Consider the following 13,649-nt stretch of genomic DNA (forward strand, 5'->3'; position numbering starts at 1 on the left):
CCATGGCCGCATCCGCGCCCCGCAAGACGTCCACCCGCAAGCGCGCCGTGACGAAGCCGGCCGCCGATCTCGGCATCGTGCTCGACGACGCCGCGGCCCAGGCCGAAGTCGCCGAGCTGGTCGCCGACCGCGAGCCGCTGTTCACCGTTGGCGGCATCACGTACACGATCCCGAAGCGGGTGCCGCCGTCGTGGTCGATGAAGGCGTACAAGATCGCAACCGAGCAGGGCGAGGCCGAGGCGCTGGCGTTCGCGGCGGAGAAGCTGCTCACCGACGAGGCGTGGGAAGCGCTGCAGGAGTGCGAGACCGTGACGCCGGCTGCGTGGGAGAAGGTGCTCAACGCGCTGGTGGACCGGATTCTCCCGGACGGGGTGCTGGGCCCAAAAGCCTGACCGACGCCTGGCACGAGCGGCTCTCGGCCGTGGGCTGGTTCTTCGAGCACCTCGACGACGTGCTGAGCGACATGTCGGTCTTCCACCGGGTCGACGAGCTGGACCAGCTGCCCGCTGCGGTGTTCCTGCCGCGCATGGTCCGGCTCGCGCTCTACGACGGCGCCGTCAGGCACGCGATGCGCCGCGCGGCCGAACAGCCCGCCGCTGCCCCGCAGACGCCCGCGCAGTCCGTCCGGCCCGCAGCGGTCCCGGCGGCGCCCGTGAGAGCGCACACCGCCGACGAGCTGAAGGCGCTGAACCGGACCCGTGAGTACGGGCCGCTGGGCGTGAACCAGGCCGGGGTCTTCGACTTCGGCTGAGCCGGGGAGGGGGCACGCGGTGACCGCACCTGGTGGCGACTTCAAGCTGGCCGGCGCGTACGTCGAGGTCCACCTGAAGGATGAGACCTCCGGCGACGAGAAGCGCATCCGCGCGAAGATCGAGGGCGAAAAGCCGGTCTCGCTCGGCACCGCGCTGAAGGATCCGAAGAACACCAAGCTTGTCAAAGAGAAGATCGAGCGCGAGACAAAGCCGGTCATCAAGCCGGAGGTGGACGAGAAGGCCACACGCGACTCCGCGCGCAAGGCGGGCAAGGGCGCCGAGGACGAGCTGGGTCGCTCGGCCGCTCGAGCCAACGCGAAGTTCGACGCGCTCAAGTTCACTGGTCTATCGGTCGGGCTGCCGGTGGCGGCCGCGGCCGGAGCGGCCGGAGCCACGGCGTCGCTGGCGCTGGTGGCCGGCGGCTTCGCGGCGCTCGGCGTGTACGCGGCGCTGTCCTCGGACCGTGTGCAGACCAAGGTCCAGGACCTGTCCAACCACGCCAGCTCCGACCTGCGTGGCTTGTCGGGCGTGCTGGAGAACGAGACGGTCACCGCGATCGACTCGGCCGGGAACGCCTGGGACCGGCTGGCCCCGCAGATCCGCGCCGGCGTGGCCGCGTCCGCCCCGGCGGTGCGAGAGCTGACCGGCGCGGCCACCGACTTCGCGAGAACGCGATGCCGGGCGTGGTCACCGCCGTGGAGGCGTCCGAGCCCGCACTGAAGGGCCTGCACAGGCTGACATCCCAGGCCGGCACCGGGCTGAGCCTGTTCTTCACCAACGCGTCCCAGGGGAGTGAGGGCGCCCGCCAGGGCTTCGTCATCTTCGGCTCGACGGTCGCTTTGCTCGAGGCGCGGCTGGGGACGCTGTTCGCGAACCTGGCCAACGGCAGCAGCGGCCCGCTGTCGATGCTGCACGTGATCGTCGACCAGGTCACCGGCGGCTTGAACGACATGACGTCGGAGGGCTCGGCGGCGATCGGGTTCCTGTCCGGCTTCACCGGCACCGGTACTGGCACGGTCACGATGCTGCGGTTGCTGCTGTCGCTGATCTCGATGCTGCCGCCGCAAGTGGGGCAGTTCGCCGGGTCGCTGACCGCGGCCGGGATGATCGCGAGCCGGTTCGGCATCGACGTCGGCGCCGGGTTCCAAGGCGTTGGCAAGGACATCAAGGCCGCCGACGGCTTCCGGGACAAGTTCGTCACCGGCCTCGGCGGACTCGTCGCCGGGGTCACCCCGGTCACCGCGGCCGTCGGCGTGTTCGGGCTGATCCTCGGCGTTCTCGGGCAGAAGCAGGCCGAGGCCGCCGCGCGGGCCGCGCAGCACACGCAGGCGGTCAACGACATGACCGAGGCGTACCGCCGGGACAACGGCGTCATCGGGGAGAACGTCCGCCAGACCGCGCTCAAGGCGCTGTCGGACAAGAACGCCTTCCTGTCGAATGACCGCCTCGGCGTGTCGATGGGCACGGTGTCGGCGGCCGGCCTCGGCCAGGCGGACGCGCTGAAGACCGTCAACGACCACTTCCGCAGCTACCTGACCGGGCTCGTGCAGGCCAACCAGCACGGCGGCGATGTCACCGGCATGGTGCTGCAGCTGTCGGACGCCTTCATGCAGCAGGGCGGGCACGCCGCGGACGTGGTGGACAAGATGACCGCCACACGCATGGCGTCGCTCGACCTGACCGACGCGCAGAAAGCCGAGCTGGCCACCACCCTGCAGAACGTCCGGGCGATCAACGCGCAGGCGGGTGCGTCGGCCGACGGCGCGAAGAAAGCCGCCGAGCTGGAATCGGGCCTTCGGCTGGTCGAGTCCATCGCGGCGCGGGGCACCACCCCGGCGATGTACGCGGCGAAGGCGGCCACGGCGGACCTGGAGACGGCGTTCGCCGCGCTCAACACCACCGGTGGCGATGTGGCGGCCAAGGGCCAGGCGATCATCGAGGTGATGCTGCGGCTGGCCGGGCAGACGCCCGGCGTCGAGGAAGCCCTGCAGGCGTGGAACGACGACCTGCGTGGCATCGGCGACGCGTTCAAGAGCCTCGACATCAGGGCTCACGCCAAGGATCTCGTGGACGTCTCGGGCTCGATCAACACGGTCACCGAGGCCGGGTCCAAGCTGCAGGACACTGTCCAGAAGGGCGTGACCGACTTTGCCAGCTACGCGCAGTCCCTGAAGGACGCGGGTACGCCGGCGGCGGAGATCACGCCGAAGCTGGCGGCGATGCGGGGCGAGTTCGAGAAGCAGCTGCGCCAGCTCGGGCTCAACGACACTCAGATCGGGAAGATCCTTGATCACTACGGGATGTTGCCGGACAAGGTCGTGACGCAGCTGGGCCTCGAAGGCGACACCGAGACGCAGCGGCAGCTGACCGACATCCAGACCAAGCTCGCCGCGGTGCCGGACGAGAAGGGCATCACGATGGATGCCCTGACCGACCCGGCGATCCGTGCGCTCGGCGAGCTGGGCATGACGGTCGTGAAGATGCCGAACGGCAAGTTCGCGGTGTTCGCCGACACCGAGCCGGGCCGCGCAGCCGCGCAGCACCTGCTCGACCAGGTCGGCAACAGCAACGCCACCGCAACGGTTTTCGCCAACACCAGCCCCGCCGACAACGCGGTGACCAACTGGAAGAACGTCACCACGTCCACCGTCGGGAACACCACGACCTACACGAACCCGGACCCGGCGAACAACCTGGTGCGGCAGTGGAAGTCGACCACGGACGCCACCGGCGCCACCACGCGCACGTACGCCGATATCAACACCGCGACCGGCGCGGTGCGGGTGTGGAAGCAGAACACCGACGGCACATGGGCGGAGACGCACGCGCGGGCCGACGTCGGTGCGGCCGAGGCATCGCTGAACAACGCGGCGCGCACCCGGACCGCGTACATCCAGGGCGTCTACATCCCGCCTTCCACGACGGGCCGCGGCGCCTCGACGTTCGGGCTGGCCGAGGGCGGGCTTCTCAAGCCCAACGCCAAGGGGAACATCCTCAAGTTCTTCGCCGGCGGCGGGTTCGAGGGGCTGACTCCGATGTCGTCGATGGCGCAGATCGTGCCGCCGAACACGTGGCGCGTCGTCGGGGACAACCTGCGAGTCCCGGAGTCCTACATCCCGCTCGACCCGTCCTCGGCCCGCTCGCAGCGGCTGCTCGACGAGACGAACGCGCGGATGGGCCGGAGTCCGGCGATGGCCGGCGGGGGCGGAGTCGTCAACAACATCACGGTGCACACCGCGGCGATGGAGCCCTACGCGGTCGCTGCGGCCGTATCGGGTGAGCTCGGCTGGGTCATGAGGGGAGCCTGATGTGCCTACCTCGGTGATCCTGCCGGTGTACTCGATCGGCAGCTGGTCGGCCAATGTGGACGATGACTACGGCTGCCGGTGGGTGGTGACGGCGCAGACCCTGCACGGCGGTGCCGGCAGGAAGGTCCACACCACGGAGCGGCCGTTCGGGATGGGCGCGTACCGCGCGCGCTCATACCTGGCGGCCCGCTCCGACACCTTGCAGGGCTGGTGCCAGGCGCCGGACTTCGCAGGCGCTGTGGCGGCGCGAGACCGGTTGCTCGGCCTGTTCCCGGACGGCGCGGAGCTCGCGCTCGTGAAGGCCGACGGCATCTCGACGCGGCAGCTGCTGGTCGAGCTGGACTCGGCCGCGGTAAGGCTCGAGGGCTGGGCGGACGCGCAGGGCTTCGATTGGCAGCTGCCGCTCTACGCGGCGGATCCACGCTGGCTGGACAGCTCGGTACAGACGGCCGGGCCGTTCACGGTCATCGGTACAGCTACCGACGGCCTCGACTGGGGCAGCGGCGGCTTGGACTGGGCCAATGGCGGCCTCGACTGGGGCAGCAGCGGGAACGGCGGTGTGCTCTCGCTGAGCAACCCCGGCACCGCGCCGAGCTGGCCCGTCTTCACCGTCACCGGGCCGCTCACCAACCCGACGTTCACCAATCCGGCCACCGGCGACGTGATCGCCTACACCGGCACCGTCGACACGGGACAGACGTTGGTGATCGACACCAGCCCGTTCACCCGCTCGGTCGCGCTCAACGGTGTCGACCGCTTCGGGTTCCTCGCCTCGGCGCAGTGGATCGAGATTCCGCCCGGCGGCCAGGTGACCGTCCAGTTCTCCGGCACCGGCGCGGGAACCGTCACCGCCACTTGGCAGCACGCCTACAACTGAGAGGGGGCCCGAATGCCCACCAACGCGGCAGCGACCGGCTTCTGGTCCGCGATGCCTGGCGGCTCGCGCGTCAACAACGCGCGCCAGGGCCGCGCCCTGCTCCAGGCCGTCTACCAGAACAACGACGCCACGCCGATGAACGGCACCCGCTCCGGTGTCCTGCCGACGACGTGGGACGTAGCCAACACCCGGTTCACCGACCTGCTCGTCACGGTCACGTCCGGGCTGACAATGGGCGTCGCGCCGGGAAGCGCGATCGCGCACCGCTCCGGCCAGGGCCCGTACGAGGGCTGGCTGACCGCCGCGGCGTCGGTGACGTGCGACCCGGCGCCGGCGTCGAACCCGCGCAACGACATCGTGGTGATGCGCTGGTACGACTCGACGCAGGGCGACACCTCACCGGACGGCAACCCGTGCCGCATCGAGATCATCACCGGTACGCCGGGCGCGGTTCCGGCCGACCCGATCTCGGTGAACAGCCTCGGCGTGTACACGTCGTTCCCGACTTCGGGCGGAGGTGTGGGCATCCCGCTCGCGCGGGCCCAGGTATCCACCGGCGGCGTGATTACGCTGACCCGGCTGCGCCGCTCGGTGGGTGTGCTGGGCGCGACGCGCGCGCTGCTCGAGGGCGACAGCGACACGGCGGGCAGCGTCGGCGACCACCGCTACAACCCGGCCACCGACGTGCTTGAGGTGAAGGACAGCGCCGGCAACTGGCAGCGCATCGTGCCAGGTGCCACGGGCTACGCCGAGTACTCGCAGACCGCCGCGCAGACCGTCGCGACCAGCACCAATGCTCGCATGACGTTCGACACCGCGGTCGAGTCTTCGCCCTACATCTCCTACTCGGGCGGAGTTTTCACGGTCAACCGCGCGGGCACGTGGTCGATCACCGGCACGATACGGTGGAACGGCGCGTCCGGCAACGGGTTCTTCGAGCGGGCCGCGGTCCTGTCGACCACCTCAGCGACGGCGTACCGGTTCGGTGGCAACAACGACTACACCGGCATCGGCGGCGGCCAGCCCGCCCTTCAACTGCAGTTCGCCGGCCAGAAACGATTCGCTGCGGGAGACACCTTCGCGGTGTGGCTGTGGCAGGCGTCCGGGGGCAACCTCACCACCAACGTGGCGTTGGACTCGAACCGCATCCAGATGAAGTGGACGGGGCTGTAATGACCACCGCCGAGCGCGCTTACACCGCGCTGGCCTACGACACGGTCACCGGCCGGGTCCTCTTCGAGCTCGACCTGAGCGCCGAGCCGGAATGGTCCTCGCGGATCAACGACGTCGGCGGCTGGAAGATCACCGTCCCGCTCGAGGGTGGCGCGAAGACGGCACGGGTGCGGGAGTGGTGCGTGCCGTGGCGGTTCTCCGTCGCGATCGTGCGCGGGCGTGGTGCGCCGGCGGACGTCGTGTGCCAGGCCGGGCCGATCATTCCGTACGCTCCGGCCGCGGACAAGCCGGAGCACACGGTGTCCGGTAAGGGTTTCTGGGAGCTGTTGAACCGCCGGGTGCTGCACAACCTGGCGTGGAACCCGGCAGCGGCGCGGATCACCGATGCGTCGGCGGACGTGTACACGACCGACAGCCTGCCGAACATCGCTCGCGGAATCGTCTACCACGCCACGTCGATGACGTACCGGCCTGGCTCAGCGCTCCCCGTAGATTTGCCGACGCCGGCGGCCGCCGGCACCAACTTCCGGCGCTACTACGGCTACGAGATGGCGATGGTCGGCCAGCGCCTGCAGGAACTGACGCAGGTCGACGGCGGGCCGGACGTGTTGTTCCAGCCGTACCTCACCGTGGTCGGCGGGCTGCGGTACATCCGGCACCGGATGCTGATCGGGGACCCTTACCTGGTGCAGCCGGGCGTGCCGCTGCTGTTCGATTACCGATCGAGCCTGGTACGCCTGGACATCGCTGGTGACGGCTCGGACCAGGCGAACACCGCGTTCGTAAAGGGGACCGGGAACGAGGCCGGTCAGCTCTACGGCTACGCCACCGCCACCGCGCTGACGACCGCGGGGTGGCCGATGCTGGACATGGTCGACTCCGGGCACACCTCGGCGTCCGATCAGTCCACTTTGGATGGCTGGGCGACGGCGGACGTGGCCCTGTACAACTCGCAGCCCGAGCAGTGGCAGGCCACCGTGCTTGCCGACGCCGAGCCGCGGCTGGGCTCGTACCTGCCAGGGCACTTCGCCGACTACAGCGTGAAGAACCATCACTGGCTGAAGAACGGCAAGTACTCCTACCGCATCCTCGGCGTCTCGAACGGCCCCGAGCGGGACAAGGTGCTGCACCAGCTGCAAGCGGTGAGGGGTCCTGAGTGGTTGCGAACCCACCGATCGAACGCCCCGGGTCACCGGATTTCCTGGTGAACAAGCTGAACCGGCAACAGCGCCAGGCTGACGAACAGGGACGCCAGTCGAAGTACCCGTTCTCCGTCGCGCACGGCGGCGTGCCGGACTTCACCGTGCTGCCCAATGCCGACAACTCCGGCGCCGTCGTGAGCCTCTACGACGGCGCCGGAACGCTGGTTGTTGCGACGGACGCGGCGACGAAGTACGGGTTGGCCAGGCCGTTCACGCAGGTGCCGATGTACCCGTCTCAGCCGGGCTTGGTCTACAGCGGGGCCGGTTCGGCTATCCCGTTGTACTCGGGGCAGCTGGTGCAGCTGAACTCGTGCTTCTACCTGTCGTGGAACTTCACGGTGTCCTCCGGTGGCGTCACCGGATTGACCGGATCGACCTACGCCAAACTGGTCGACACCGTCACCGGCTGGACCTGGACCACGCCGACCGTCGCGCTCTCAACCGGTGTGAGCTCGACGGGAAATCTGCTCAACGGCCCCTTTTCGGTACAGGTACCGAAAAGCAGTCTCGGGCACTTCATGACGATCGATCTCTACGGCTGGGTGTCGGCGAACACCGGCAACTCCAATGCCGTGGCGATCACCCCGCTTGCCGTGCTGGGCGCGGATTACGCGCTGTCACAGGCGTACTTCGCCGGCACCACCTCACCGTGAAAGGGGGGCTCTCGTGATGACGAGTACCCGCAATCCATTCGAGACACTGATCGTCGCGGCGTTCGGCCTGTACTGCGTGGCCGGGTTGGTCGCGTTCGACTCGGTGGCCACCACGACGTTGCGCGGCTACCCGACACCCTTCGGTCACGTCTTCCTCGCCGTCGGGCTGGTGACGTGCTCGGTGGCGCTGTCCGGCATCATCCGCGCGGCCACCGTGAATGGCGTGCTCTGGGAGCGGGCCGGGCTGACCGGGCTCGCCGGCGTCGGGTTCGCCTACGGCTGCTGGGGGCTGGGGACCACCGGGGTCCGGGCACTGGCTTTTTGCCTGTTCCTGTTCGCGATGTCCGCGGCCGCGGCGTGGCGGGCGGTGCAGATCTCCCGCGCTCGGAAGGTGGCGCTGCGATGACGGACATGCTGACGTGGCTCGGCGGGGCCGGCGGCGTCGGCGCGGTCGCGAAAGCCGTCTACGACATCGTCCGGGCGCGGGCCGATACCCGGAAGGTCAACGCCGACTCCGCGGCCGTGCTGGTGCAGACCGCAGCCGAGTCGAACCGGGATCTCGGCGACGACCTGAAAGAAGTGCGTACCGAGCTGCGCGAGGTACGCACGACTCAGCGGCGCCACGACGACGTGCTGCGCGTGCACCACCGCTGGGACGAGGACGTGGTGGACCAGCTCCGCCGTCTCGGCGGCACGATCGCCGATCCGCCGCCGCTCTACCTCCCTGAGGTTCCCTGACGTCCTGATGCGTGGCGAAGTCCATCGACGTGTAGTGCAGAGCCCCCACCACTTGCCCGAGGGCAGGTTGTGGGGGCTCTTTGCGTCGTCTCGGGGTAGTTACGAGGTGGCAGTTACGAACGGCTGCGTCTCGAAGGGCCAGTTGATCGCCGAGGCGCTCGTTCCCGCCTGCATCCGCGTCTGGTTTCGAGCGATGTTCTCCAGCAGCGCGAGCACGCGGCTATCGACGTGGACGTGCTGGGCGATCTTGTCCAGAGGAATCGGTGCGGACAGGTCGAGCAGCTCGATGCCTACGGCCATCCCGTGCTTGTCGAGGTCCACGTTGATCTCATCGGCCAGCTCTTTGGTCTCAACGACATCGTGCTGGTTGAAGCGCACGTAAGCAGCTTCGGCGACCTGATCGATCTCAACTGAGAACGACGGTTCAGCCATCTCACTCACCTTCCCACGCGACGCTCTTGACGACCTTGACTTTGCCGGGTATGTCCGACTTCGCTACTATCCACACCTTAAGCATCACGTTCCGTGTCGCGCCGACGCCCTTGTAGCGGACGCTTGCGCCGCCTTCTACTCTTTCAACGTAGCCTGCCAAGACTTTGTTCACGTCGTCTTCTGTGATGTTGCGCTCACTCATGCGCTCTCGCGCATGGGTCGTCAAGATCAAGCGCATAGCATCAGCCCGGAACCGTCAGCTTGACCCGGAACCGCAGCTCACGCTCATCGCCGGTCGACAGCTTCAAGTTCACCCGATAGATACCCTCTTCGGCTACCGCCATCAGTAGGGATACGGTCGCCTGAACGCTGTACTCGCCCTCGATGACCTTCGGCTGTTCGGGTACTGGAATCTGGCCTTCGAAGTTGATCACATAGCTGCGGTCGGGCGGGCTCGCGGTCACGGTGAAGCTCGGAGTTTCTTCGTCCTCGCCCACGACCACCCTGAAGGCGAGCGTGAGTGGCATTTGCCCAGCTGGGCCTATCGCCGTGACCTCGGTGAAACCACCTCCGACCACAGTCAGCAGGCCGCTCGCATCGACACGTGCGAACTCCGCAAGGGTCGCTGCATCGAGTCTTGCCACGAGGGTTCCTTCCGGTCGCGTCACACCTAGTCGTACCAACCTGCTCGAACGTTACCGATGAGGCTGGGAGATGGTGAGTCTGGGACGCGTGCTGGCACGACCCAAGCTGCTGAGTTACGGACCCGGCCGGTGCGCCCGCACAATGGGAGGCAGACACACCGACCGGGGTTCACTGAGGCGGCGGCTCGTCAAGCTGCTCAGCTGTCGGGAGCAGCGCGGCAGGATCGAGTACCTGGCCGTCGAGCTCGCCGGCGCGTGCGGCCATCTCGGCGCCGATCCGCACCAGATCCCGGCCGAGGTGGCGTAGAGCAGCGGCGTACTTGGCGTCATCAGGCTGCAGCGTGAGCAGCTGCAGCGTCACTGCGCCGATCTCCTGGTTGGTCGCGGCGAGGCCAGCCAGCAGTTCGCGGTCACGCGCGTGCATCGTTGGTCACCACCTCGACCAGGTCGCCGACGAACTCGCCGACGACGAGCGTTCCCGCTCGGGGGTGCGGGACGGTGGCCCATTCGTGAGCCAAGCACGCCGGGCAGACACCCGAGCAGTTGCGCCGCAGGATCAACAGGGGCTGAGGGTCGATGTTCGACCGCTCGTGCTCCAGCGGGAAGGGGGCGCCGAGTAGGCACCACGGGCGCAACAGCTCCAGCCGTCGATTCGCCAGCTCGGCGACGAGATAAAGGTGGGCCCACCCGTCGGCCTCGAACAGGTGCCACACCCACCGGTTCAGCATCGGCGACGGGGTGTGCGTCAACGGCCGGTCGTCGAGCGCGGTCACCAGCGCACCAACCGTGCATTGAGGACCGAGTACACACCGGTCCCCAGATGGGCGTAGAACAACGCACGCGCGAGATCGCTACCGCCGCACCACTCGGGATCCACGACGTTCACGTCCGCGCTTCCTGCGCCGATGCCGAGGCCACTCACCCACACGTTCCCGGCGTCGGCCGCCCGGTTGAACACGTCGTACTGATTGGGGCGTGACGGCGCGGAGGGGGCGTGTTCGTCGGCGGCCTGTCCCTGAAGCGGAACCGGGCCGCTCTCGTTGCCCTCGTCGGGGAAGGGCTGATCACCATCGCGCGCCGTCACGCGACAGACGCTATGACCTGCGCAAACTCCGGACAGGTACGGTTTGTACCCTCACTCGATCAGCGGTTCAGGCGACCAGGCCGACCCGCTGGCTGAGGTCGCGCACCGCAGCCCGTTCCCCGGTCGGCGGCCGCTTCGAGAGGTCCACCAGCATGTCGCGGGCGAAGCCGTTGTAGCTGATCGTCTCGCTCGCCACCCGCTGCGCCCGGTCGAGAGTGGCGAGAACGGCGGCCGGGTCGCCCTGAAGCGCGTGCACCCGGGCGACTTCGATCAGGTGGCGGCTCCGCCTCGCCAACGACGGGATCAGCACGGGGTCCAGGGCATCGGCTGCTCTCTGCGCTTCGCCGACGCGGCGCAGCTCCACGCCAAGGGTGACCGCGTGCGCCTTCATCACACTCTGGGAGAACGACGTCTGCGTGTGTCGGTAGTCGGCACCGAGGCCGCGCGCCACCTGCTCGGCCGATTCCCAGTGCGCCCAGGCCTCACCGTGGCGGCCGCGCCGCGCGTGAACGTAGGCGATCTCCGCATCGAGGGCGCCGGCCACTCCTCGCCAGTCAGTAGGCGCCCCGTCGAGGTAGGGCAGCAGCTGCCGCCGAGCGTCGGTCGCCAGTGACACCGCTTCGTCCCAACGCCCGGCGTCTCGGAGTGCCTGGACCATCGCCCACGCGCCCCCGGCAATCGCGTACGGGTCGTCCGCTTCCTGTGCCTCGGTCAGCGCCCGGTCGGCGACCATCCACACCAGTTCCGGAGACGGCTGGTACGCCACGTAGAAGTCGGCGAGCTGGTAGACGCCGGAGAGCACTCGCCGGGCCTCGCGCCGCTCGTCGCCACGGAGTCCGCGCACGGCGTTCTGCGCATCGCTGATGAGGCCGGGCAGTAGTGTGCCGAGCTGCGTTCGGTGGTCGGGTGAGGAGTGCCGGACGAGCCAGGCGACGCGCAGCCGCTCGGCGAGGTGCGCGAGGGAGACGGGATCTGGCGTCACACTGACGCGGTACTCGGTGAGCGCGGACTGCACGGCCGAGAGAGCGGCGTGCCGGTGCCCGGCGTAAACCGTGACCGGGACGGCGTGCCCGTTGCCGGTCAGCGCGGCCAGGTCGTCGAGTTCGAGCGCCTGCGCTATCCGCAGCAGCATCGGGAGCCGTGGAGTCTGGAGCCGCAGGGTCTCGACGGCCTTCAGCCACTCGGCGGACTTGCCGAGCAGACCGGCCAGCACCGGGCGGGACATGCCCGCGCGCTCGCGGTACAACTTGATTCTCTTGCCGACGGGCAGCGCGTCGTCTTCGGTCACGTAGACCACCTCATTCGCGGAGTCGACCTCTCCGCGTGCCCCCGGGAGCTGGCCGGCTACCCGGGGGCGTTCCTCCGCGAAGAGGTACAGCACCAGCGTACCGGCCGGGTGACCCGTCTTGAGGCCTGCAGCTACGCCGCCGAGGCCGGGGGCCGTCCCGCCTGCGCTGGGCGTTGCACTACCAGCGCGCCGATGAACACGACCCCGCCGAGCGCGAGCAGGCCCCAGCCGAACCCGCGCCGCGTCGACAGTGCGCTGTCACACGCCGCCTGGTAGCCCTTGGTGCCGTCCGGGAGGGCCCAGCCCGCGCCGGCGTCGGCCGCGTAGGCGTTCGTCAGCGCGTTGACGTTCGCGGCGTGCTCTGCCTGGCTCGTGTCGGTGTGAAACCCGCTGCCGCAGGCCACGGATTGCCCGCCCGAGGCGGTGGCCTTCACCGGGACCCCGAGCAGAATCAGCGCGCCGAGGGCAACGGCAAAGGCGGCGATGGCGACGAACGTGCGGGGCTTCATGACGGCTCTCCAACAGAGTCAGGCGGTTTCCGGCACAGGTCGCGTCGATCAACGACCTCGTTACGCACGCCGCGCAGGCTCACCGGATCAGGTGAGTACCGCGCGTGGGCGCTGCTCACCGTGTCCATCGACGTAGAGCCTTCGCCTCAGCGAGCTCACTGCTCGAGCAGCCGTCCCTGCCGCTGGCGTTCGCGCGGTCGGTGAGGTATGGCCAGTAGTCCGGCCAGCCGGTGAGCACGCTCCCGCAGTCGGCCACGATCTCGGCGTGCGGGCCGCGGCCGCCGGCGTAGAGGTCGCAGCCGCCACACGCCCGGTACTGCAGGACGTGCGTCCACTCGTGCGCGATCGTCGACCACACGTAGCGGCAGGGGAGCACGCGTTGGTCTGCTGTGAGCGTGATCCGCCCGAACCCGTCGGGCGTCGGCTCGGCGTACCCGGCCGCGCCGGCGGGCACGACGGCATCGAGGTCTGCTTGCGGGCGGACGAACACGGCCACGTGGTGCTCGCCGAGCCGGGTCAGGGCGACGTCCGCCGCGGTGGCGGTGTCGCATCGCGCGCCGGCACCGTCGATGTCGCGTGTGGGCGTCCAGGCGGCGGCCGTCACCGACGATGCCGAGTGGGGCGCGAGGGCTACGAGGAGCACGGCCAGGACGAGCAGGGCGGCGGCGATGGCCGCAGCGCGCTTCATCGACCTTCCGCCCGGCGGCGCAGTTCACGGGCCTGCTCGAGCCACATCGCCGCTTCGATGGCCTCGAGCTCGGCGTGGACCATTTGCTCATCGGCGCGGCGAAGGGCCACGGAATCCGGACGTCGTAGCGCGCGGGCGAGGCGCGTGAAGAACCTGAACACGGGCTGCTCCTGGGGTAGGAGCGGGCGCCTGTCTGCCTCCCGGCGATGGTGCTCCGCTGGCTTGTCAGCCAGAAAGCCCCTGGTCAGCCGCCGGTTCTGCTAAGTACTACTAGCGGGTTATATCGAGGGACATCTCGGGA

At 69.0% G+C, this 13,649-nt stretch carries 20 protein-coding genes; 10 read left to right on the forward strand and 10 right to left on the reverse strand.

Annotation, left to right across the window (positions count from 1 at the left end):
* The first annotated feature begins 2 nt into the window (after positions 1-2).
* From OG494_RS43695 to OG494_RS43740, 10 genes are read left to right on the forward strand one after another with little or no spacing between them, the layout of a single operon-like run.
* The gene (locus tag OG494_RS43695) at positions 3-392 is read left to right on the forward strand and encodes a hypothetical protein (protein WP_328448987.1); all 390 of its coding nucleotides are present in this window, start codon (positions 3-5) and stop codon (positions 390-392) included.
* Between the two features lie 29 nt (positions 393-421).
* Positions 422-751, forward strand: coding sequence for a hypothetical protein (locus OG494_RS43700; protein ID WP_328448989.1), 330 nt, complete (start codon positions 422-424; stop codon positions 749-751).
* A 19-nt stretch (positions 752-770) separates the two neighbouring features.
* Positions 771-1,472: a hypothetical protein gene (locus tag OG494_RS43705; RefSeq protein ID WP_328448991.1), complete on the forward strand. Its 702-nt coding sequence runs from the start codon at positions 771-773 to the stop codon at positions 1,470-1,472.
* Complete coding sequence (locus tag OG494_RS43710; RefSeq protein WP_328448993.1) at positions 1,436-4,060, forward strand: hypothetical protein; 2,625 nt, start codon at positions 1,436-1,438, stop codon at positions 4,058-4,060. The genes OG494_RS43705 and OG494_RS43710 overlap by 37 nt, the downstream gene beginning before the upstream one ends.
* Position 4,061: 1 nt before the next feature.
* Positions 4,062-4,937 (forward strand): phage distal tail protein, encoded by an 876-nt coding sequence (locus tag OG494_RS43715; protein WP_328448994.1) that lies wholly within the window; start codon positions 4,062-4,064, stop codon positions 4,935-4,937.
* 12 nt (positions 4,938-4,949) lie between these two features.
* Positions 4,950-6,110: a hypothetical protein gene (locus tag OG494_RS43720; protein WP_328448996.1), complete on the forward strand. Its 1,161-nt coding sequence runs from the start codon at positions 4,950-4,952 to the stop codon at positions 6,108-6,110.
* Positions 6,110-7,318: a hypothetical protein gene (locus tag OG494_RS43725; RefSeq protein WP_328448998.1), complete on the forward strand. Its 1,209-nt coding sequence runs from the start codon at positions 6,110-6,112 to the stop codon at positions 7,316-7,318. The genes OG494_RS43720 and OG494_RS43725 overlap by 1 nt, the downstream gene beginning before the upstream one ends.
* Complete coding sequence (locus tag OG494_RS43730) at positions 7,315-7,965, forward strand: hypothetical protein (protein WP_328449000.1); 651 nt, start codon at positions 7,315-7,317, stop codon at positions 7,963-7,965. The genes OG494_RS43725 and OG494_RS43730 overlap by 4 nt, the downstream gene beginning before the upstream one ends.
* A gap of 13 nt (positions 7,966-7,978) precedes the next feature.
* Complete coding sequence (locus OG494_RS43735) at positions 7,979-8,371, forward strand: hypothetical protein (RefSeq protein ID WP_328449002.1); 393 nt, start codon at positions 7,979-7,981, stop codon at positions 8,369-8,371.
* Positions 8,368-8,703 (forward strand): hypothetical protein, encoded by a 336-nt coding sequence (locus OG494_RS43740; protein ID WP_328449004.1) that lies wholly within the window; start codon positions 8,368-8,370, stop codon positions 8,701-8,703. Before OG494_RS43735 ends, OG494_RS43740 begins: the two co-directional genes overlap by 4 nt.
* Positions 8,704-8,802: 99 nt before the next feature.
* Here the strand turns inward: OG494_RS43740 and OG494_RS43745 are convergent, their stop codons facing one another.
* From OG494_RS43745 to OG494_RS43790, 10 genes are all read right to left on the reverse strand, one after another.
* Entirely contained in the window at positions 8,803-9,135 is a 333-nt protein-coding gene (locus OG494_RS43745; protein WP_328449006.1) for a DUF2283 domain-containing protein, read from the reverse strand.
* A gap of 1 nt (position 9,136) precedes the next feature.
* A complete protein-coding gene (locus OG494_RS43750) occupies positions 9,137-9,373 on the reverse strand; it encodes a DUF4258 domain-containing protein (protein WP_328449008.1) in 237 nt (78 codons plus the stop codon).
* A gap of 4 nt (positions 9,374-9,377) precedes the next feature.
* The gene (locus tag OG494_RS43755) at positions 9,378-9,779 is read right to left on the reverse strand and encodes a DUF6941 family protein (RefSeq protein ID WP_328449010.1); all 402 of its coding nucleotides are present in this window, start codon (positions 9,777-9,779) and stop codon (positions 9,378-9,380) included.
* 169 nt (positions 9,780-9,948) lie between these two features.
* The gene (locus OG494_RS43760; protein WP_328449011.1) at positions 9,949-10,203 is read right to left on the reverse strand and encodes a hypothetical protein; all 255 of its coding nucleotides are present in this window, start codon (positions 10,201-10,203) and stop codon (positions 9,949-9,951) included.
* Positions 10,190-10,552, reverse strand: a complete 363-nt coding sequence (locus OG494_RS43765) for a hypothetical protein (RefSeq protein WP_328449013.1) — start codon at positions 10,550-10,552, stop codon at positions 10,190-10,192. The genes OG494_RS43760 and OG494_RS43765 overlap by 14 nt, the downstream gene beginning before the upstream one ends.
* The gene (locus OG494_RS43770) at positions 10,549-10,863 is read right to left on the reverse strand and encodes a hypothetical protein (RefSeq protein WP_328449015.1); all 315 of its coding nucleotides are present in this window, start codon (positions 10,861-10,863) and stop codon (positions 10,549-10,551) included. The genes OG494_RS43765 and OG494_RS43770 overlap by 4 nt, the downstream gene beginning before the upstream one ends.
* Before the next feature lie 67 nt (positions 10,864-10,930).
* Positions 10,931-12,151 (reverse strand): helix-turn-helix domain-containing protein, encoded by a 1,221-nt coding sequence (locus OG494_RS43775; RefSeq protein WP_328449017.1) that lies wholly within the window; start codon positions 12,149-12,151, stop codon positions 10,931-10,933.
* 131 nt (positions 12,152-12,282) lie between these two features.
* Positions 12,283-12,660, reverse strand: a complete 378-nt coding sequence (locus tag OG494_RS43780) for a hypothetical protein (protein WP_328449019.1) — start codon at positions 12,658-12,660, stop codon at positions 12,283-12,285.
* 115 nt (positions 12,661-12,775) lie between these two features.
* Complete coding sequence (locus OG494_RS43785; protein WP_328449021.1) at positions 12,776-13,348, reverse strand: hypothetical protein; 573 nt, start codon at positions 13,346-13,348, stop codon at positions 12,776-12,778.
* Positions 13,345-13,509 (reverse strand): hypothetical protein, encoded by a 165-nt coding sequence (locus OG494_RS43790; RefSeq protein WP_328449023.1) that lies wholly within the window; start codon positions 13,507-13,509, stop codon positions 13,345-13,347. Before OG494_RS43790 ends, OG494_RS43785 begins: the two co-directional genes overlap by 4 nt.
* Positions 13,510-13,649: the final 140 nt, after the last annotated feature.

The organism is Amycolatopsis sp. NBC_00438, assembly GCF_036026695.1.
GTDB lineage: Bacteria > Actinomycetota > Actinomycetes > Mycobacteriales > Pseudonocardiaceae > Amycolatopsis.

What these genes read in the sequence shown, in the direction of transcription:
- OG494_RS43695 (WP_328448987.1), top strand. Translation starts at nt 3, where the DNA reads ATGGCCGCATCCGCGCCCCGCAAGACGTCCACCCGCAAGCGCGCCGTG.
- OG494_RS43720 (WP_328448996.1), top strand. Translation starts at nt 4,950, where the DNA reads ATGCCCACCAACGCGGCAGCGACCGGCTTCTGGTCCGCGATGCCTGGC.
- OG494_RS43725 (WP_328448998.1), top strand. Translation starts at nt 6,110, where the DNA reads ATGACCACCGCCGAGCGCGCTTACACCGCGCTGGCCTACGACACGGTC.
- OG494_RS43740 (WP_328449004.1), top strand. Translation starts at nt 8,368, where the DNA reads ATGACGGACATGCTGACGTGGCTCGGCGGGGCCGGCGGCGTCGGCGCG.
- OG494_RS43745 (WP_328449006.1), bottom strand. Translation starts at nt 9,135, where the DNA reads ATGGCTGAACCGTCGTTCTCAGTTGAGATCGATCAGGTCGCCGAAGCT.
- OG494_RS43750 (WP_328449008.1), bottom strand. Translation starts at nt 9,373, where the DNA reads ATGCGCTTGATCTTGACGACCCATGCGCGAGAGCGCATGAGTGAGCGC.
- OG494_RS43760 (WP_328449011.1), bottom strand. Translation starts at nt 10,203, where the DNA reads ATGCACGCGCGTGACCGCGAACTGCTGGCTGGCCTCGCCGCGACCAAC.
- OG494_RS43780 (WP_328449019.1), bottom strand. Translation starts at nt 12,660, where the DNA reads ATGAAGCCCCGCACGTTCGTCGCCATCGCCGCCTTTGCCGTTGCCCTC.
- OG494_RS43785 (WP_328449021.1), bottom strand. Translation starts at nt 13,348, where the DNA reads ATGAAGCGCGCTGCGGCCATCGCCGCCGCCCTGCTCGTCCTGGCCGTG.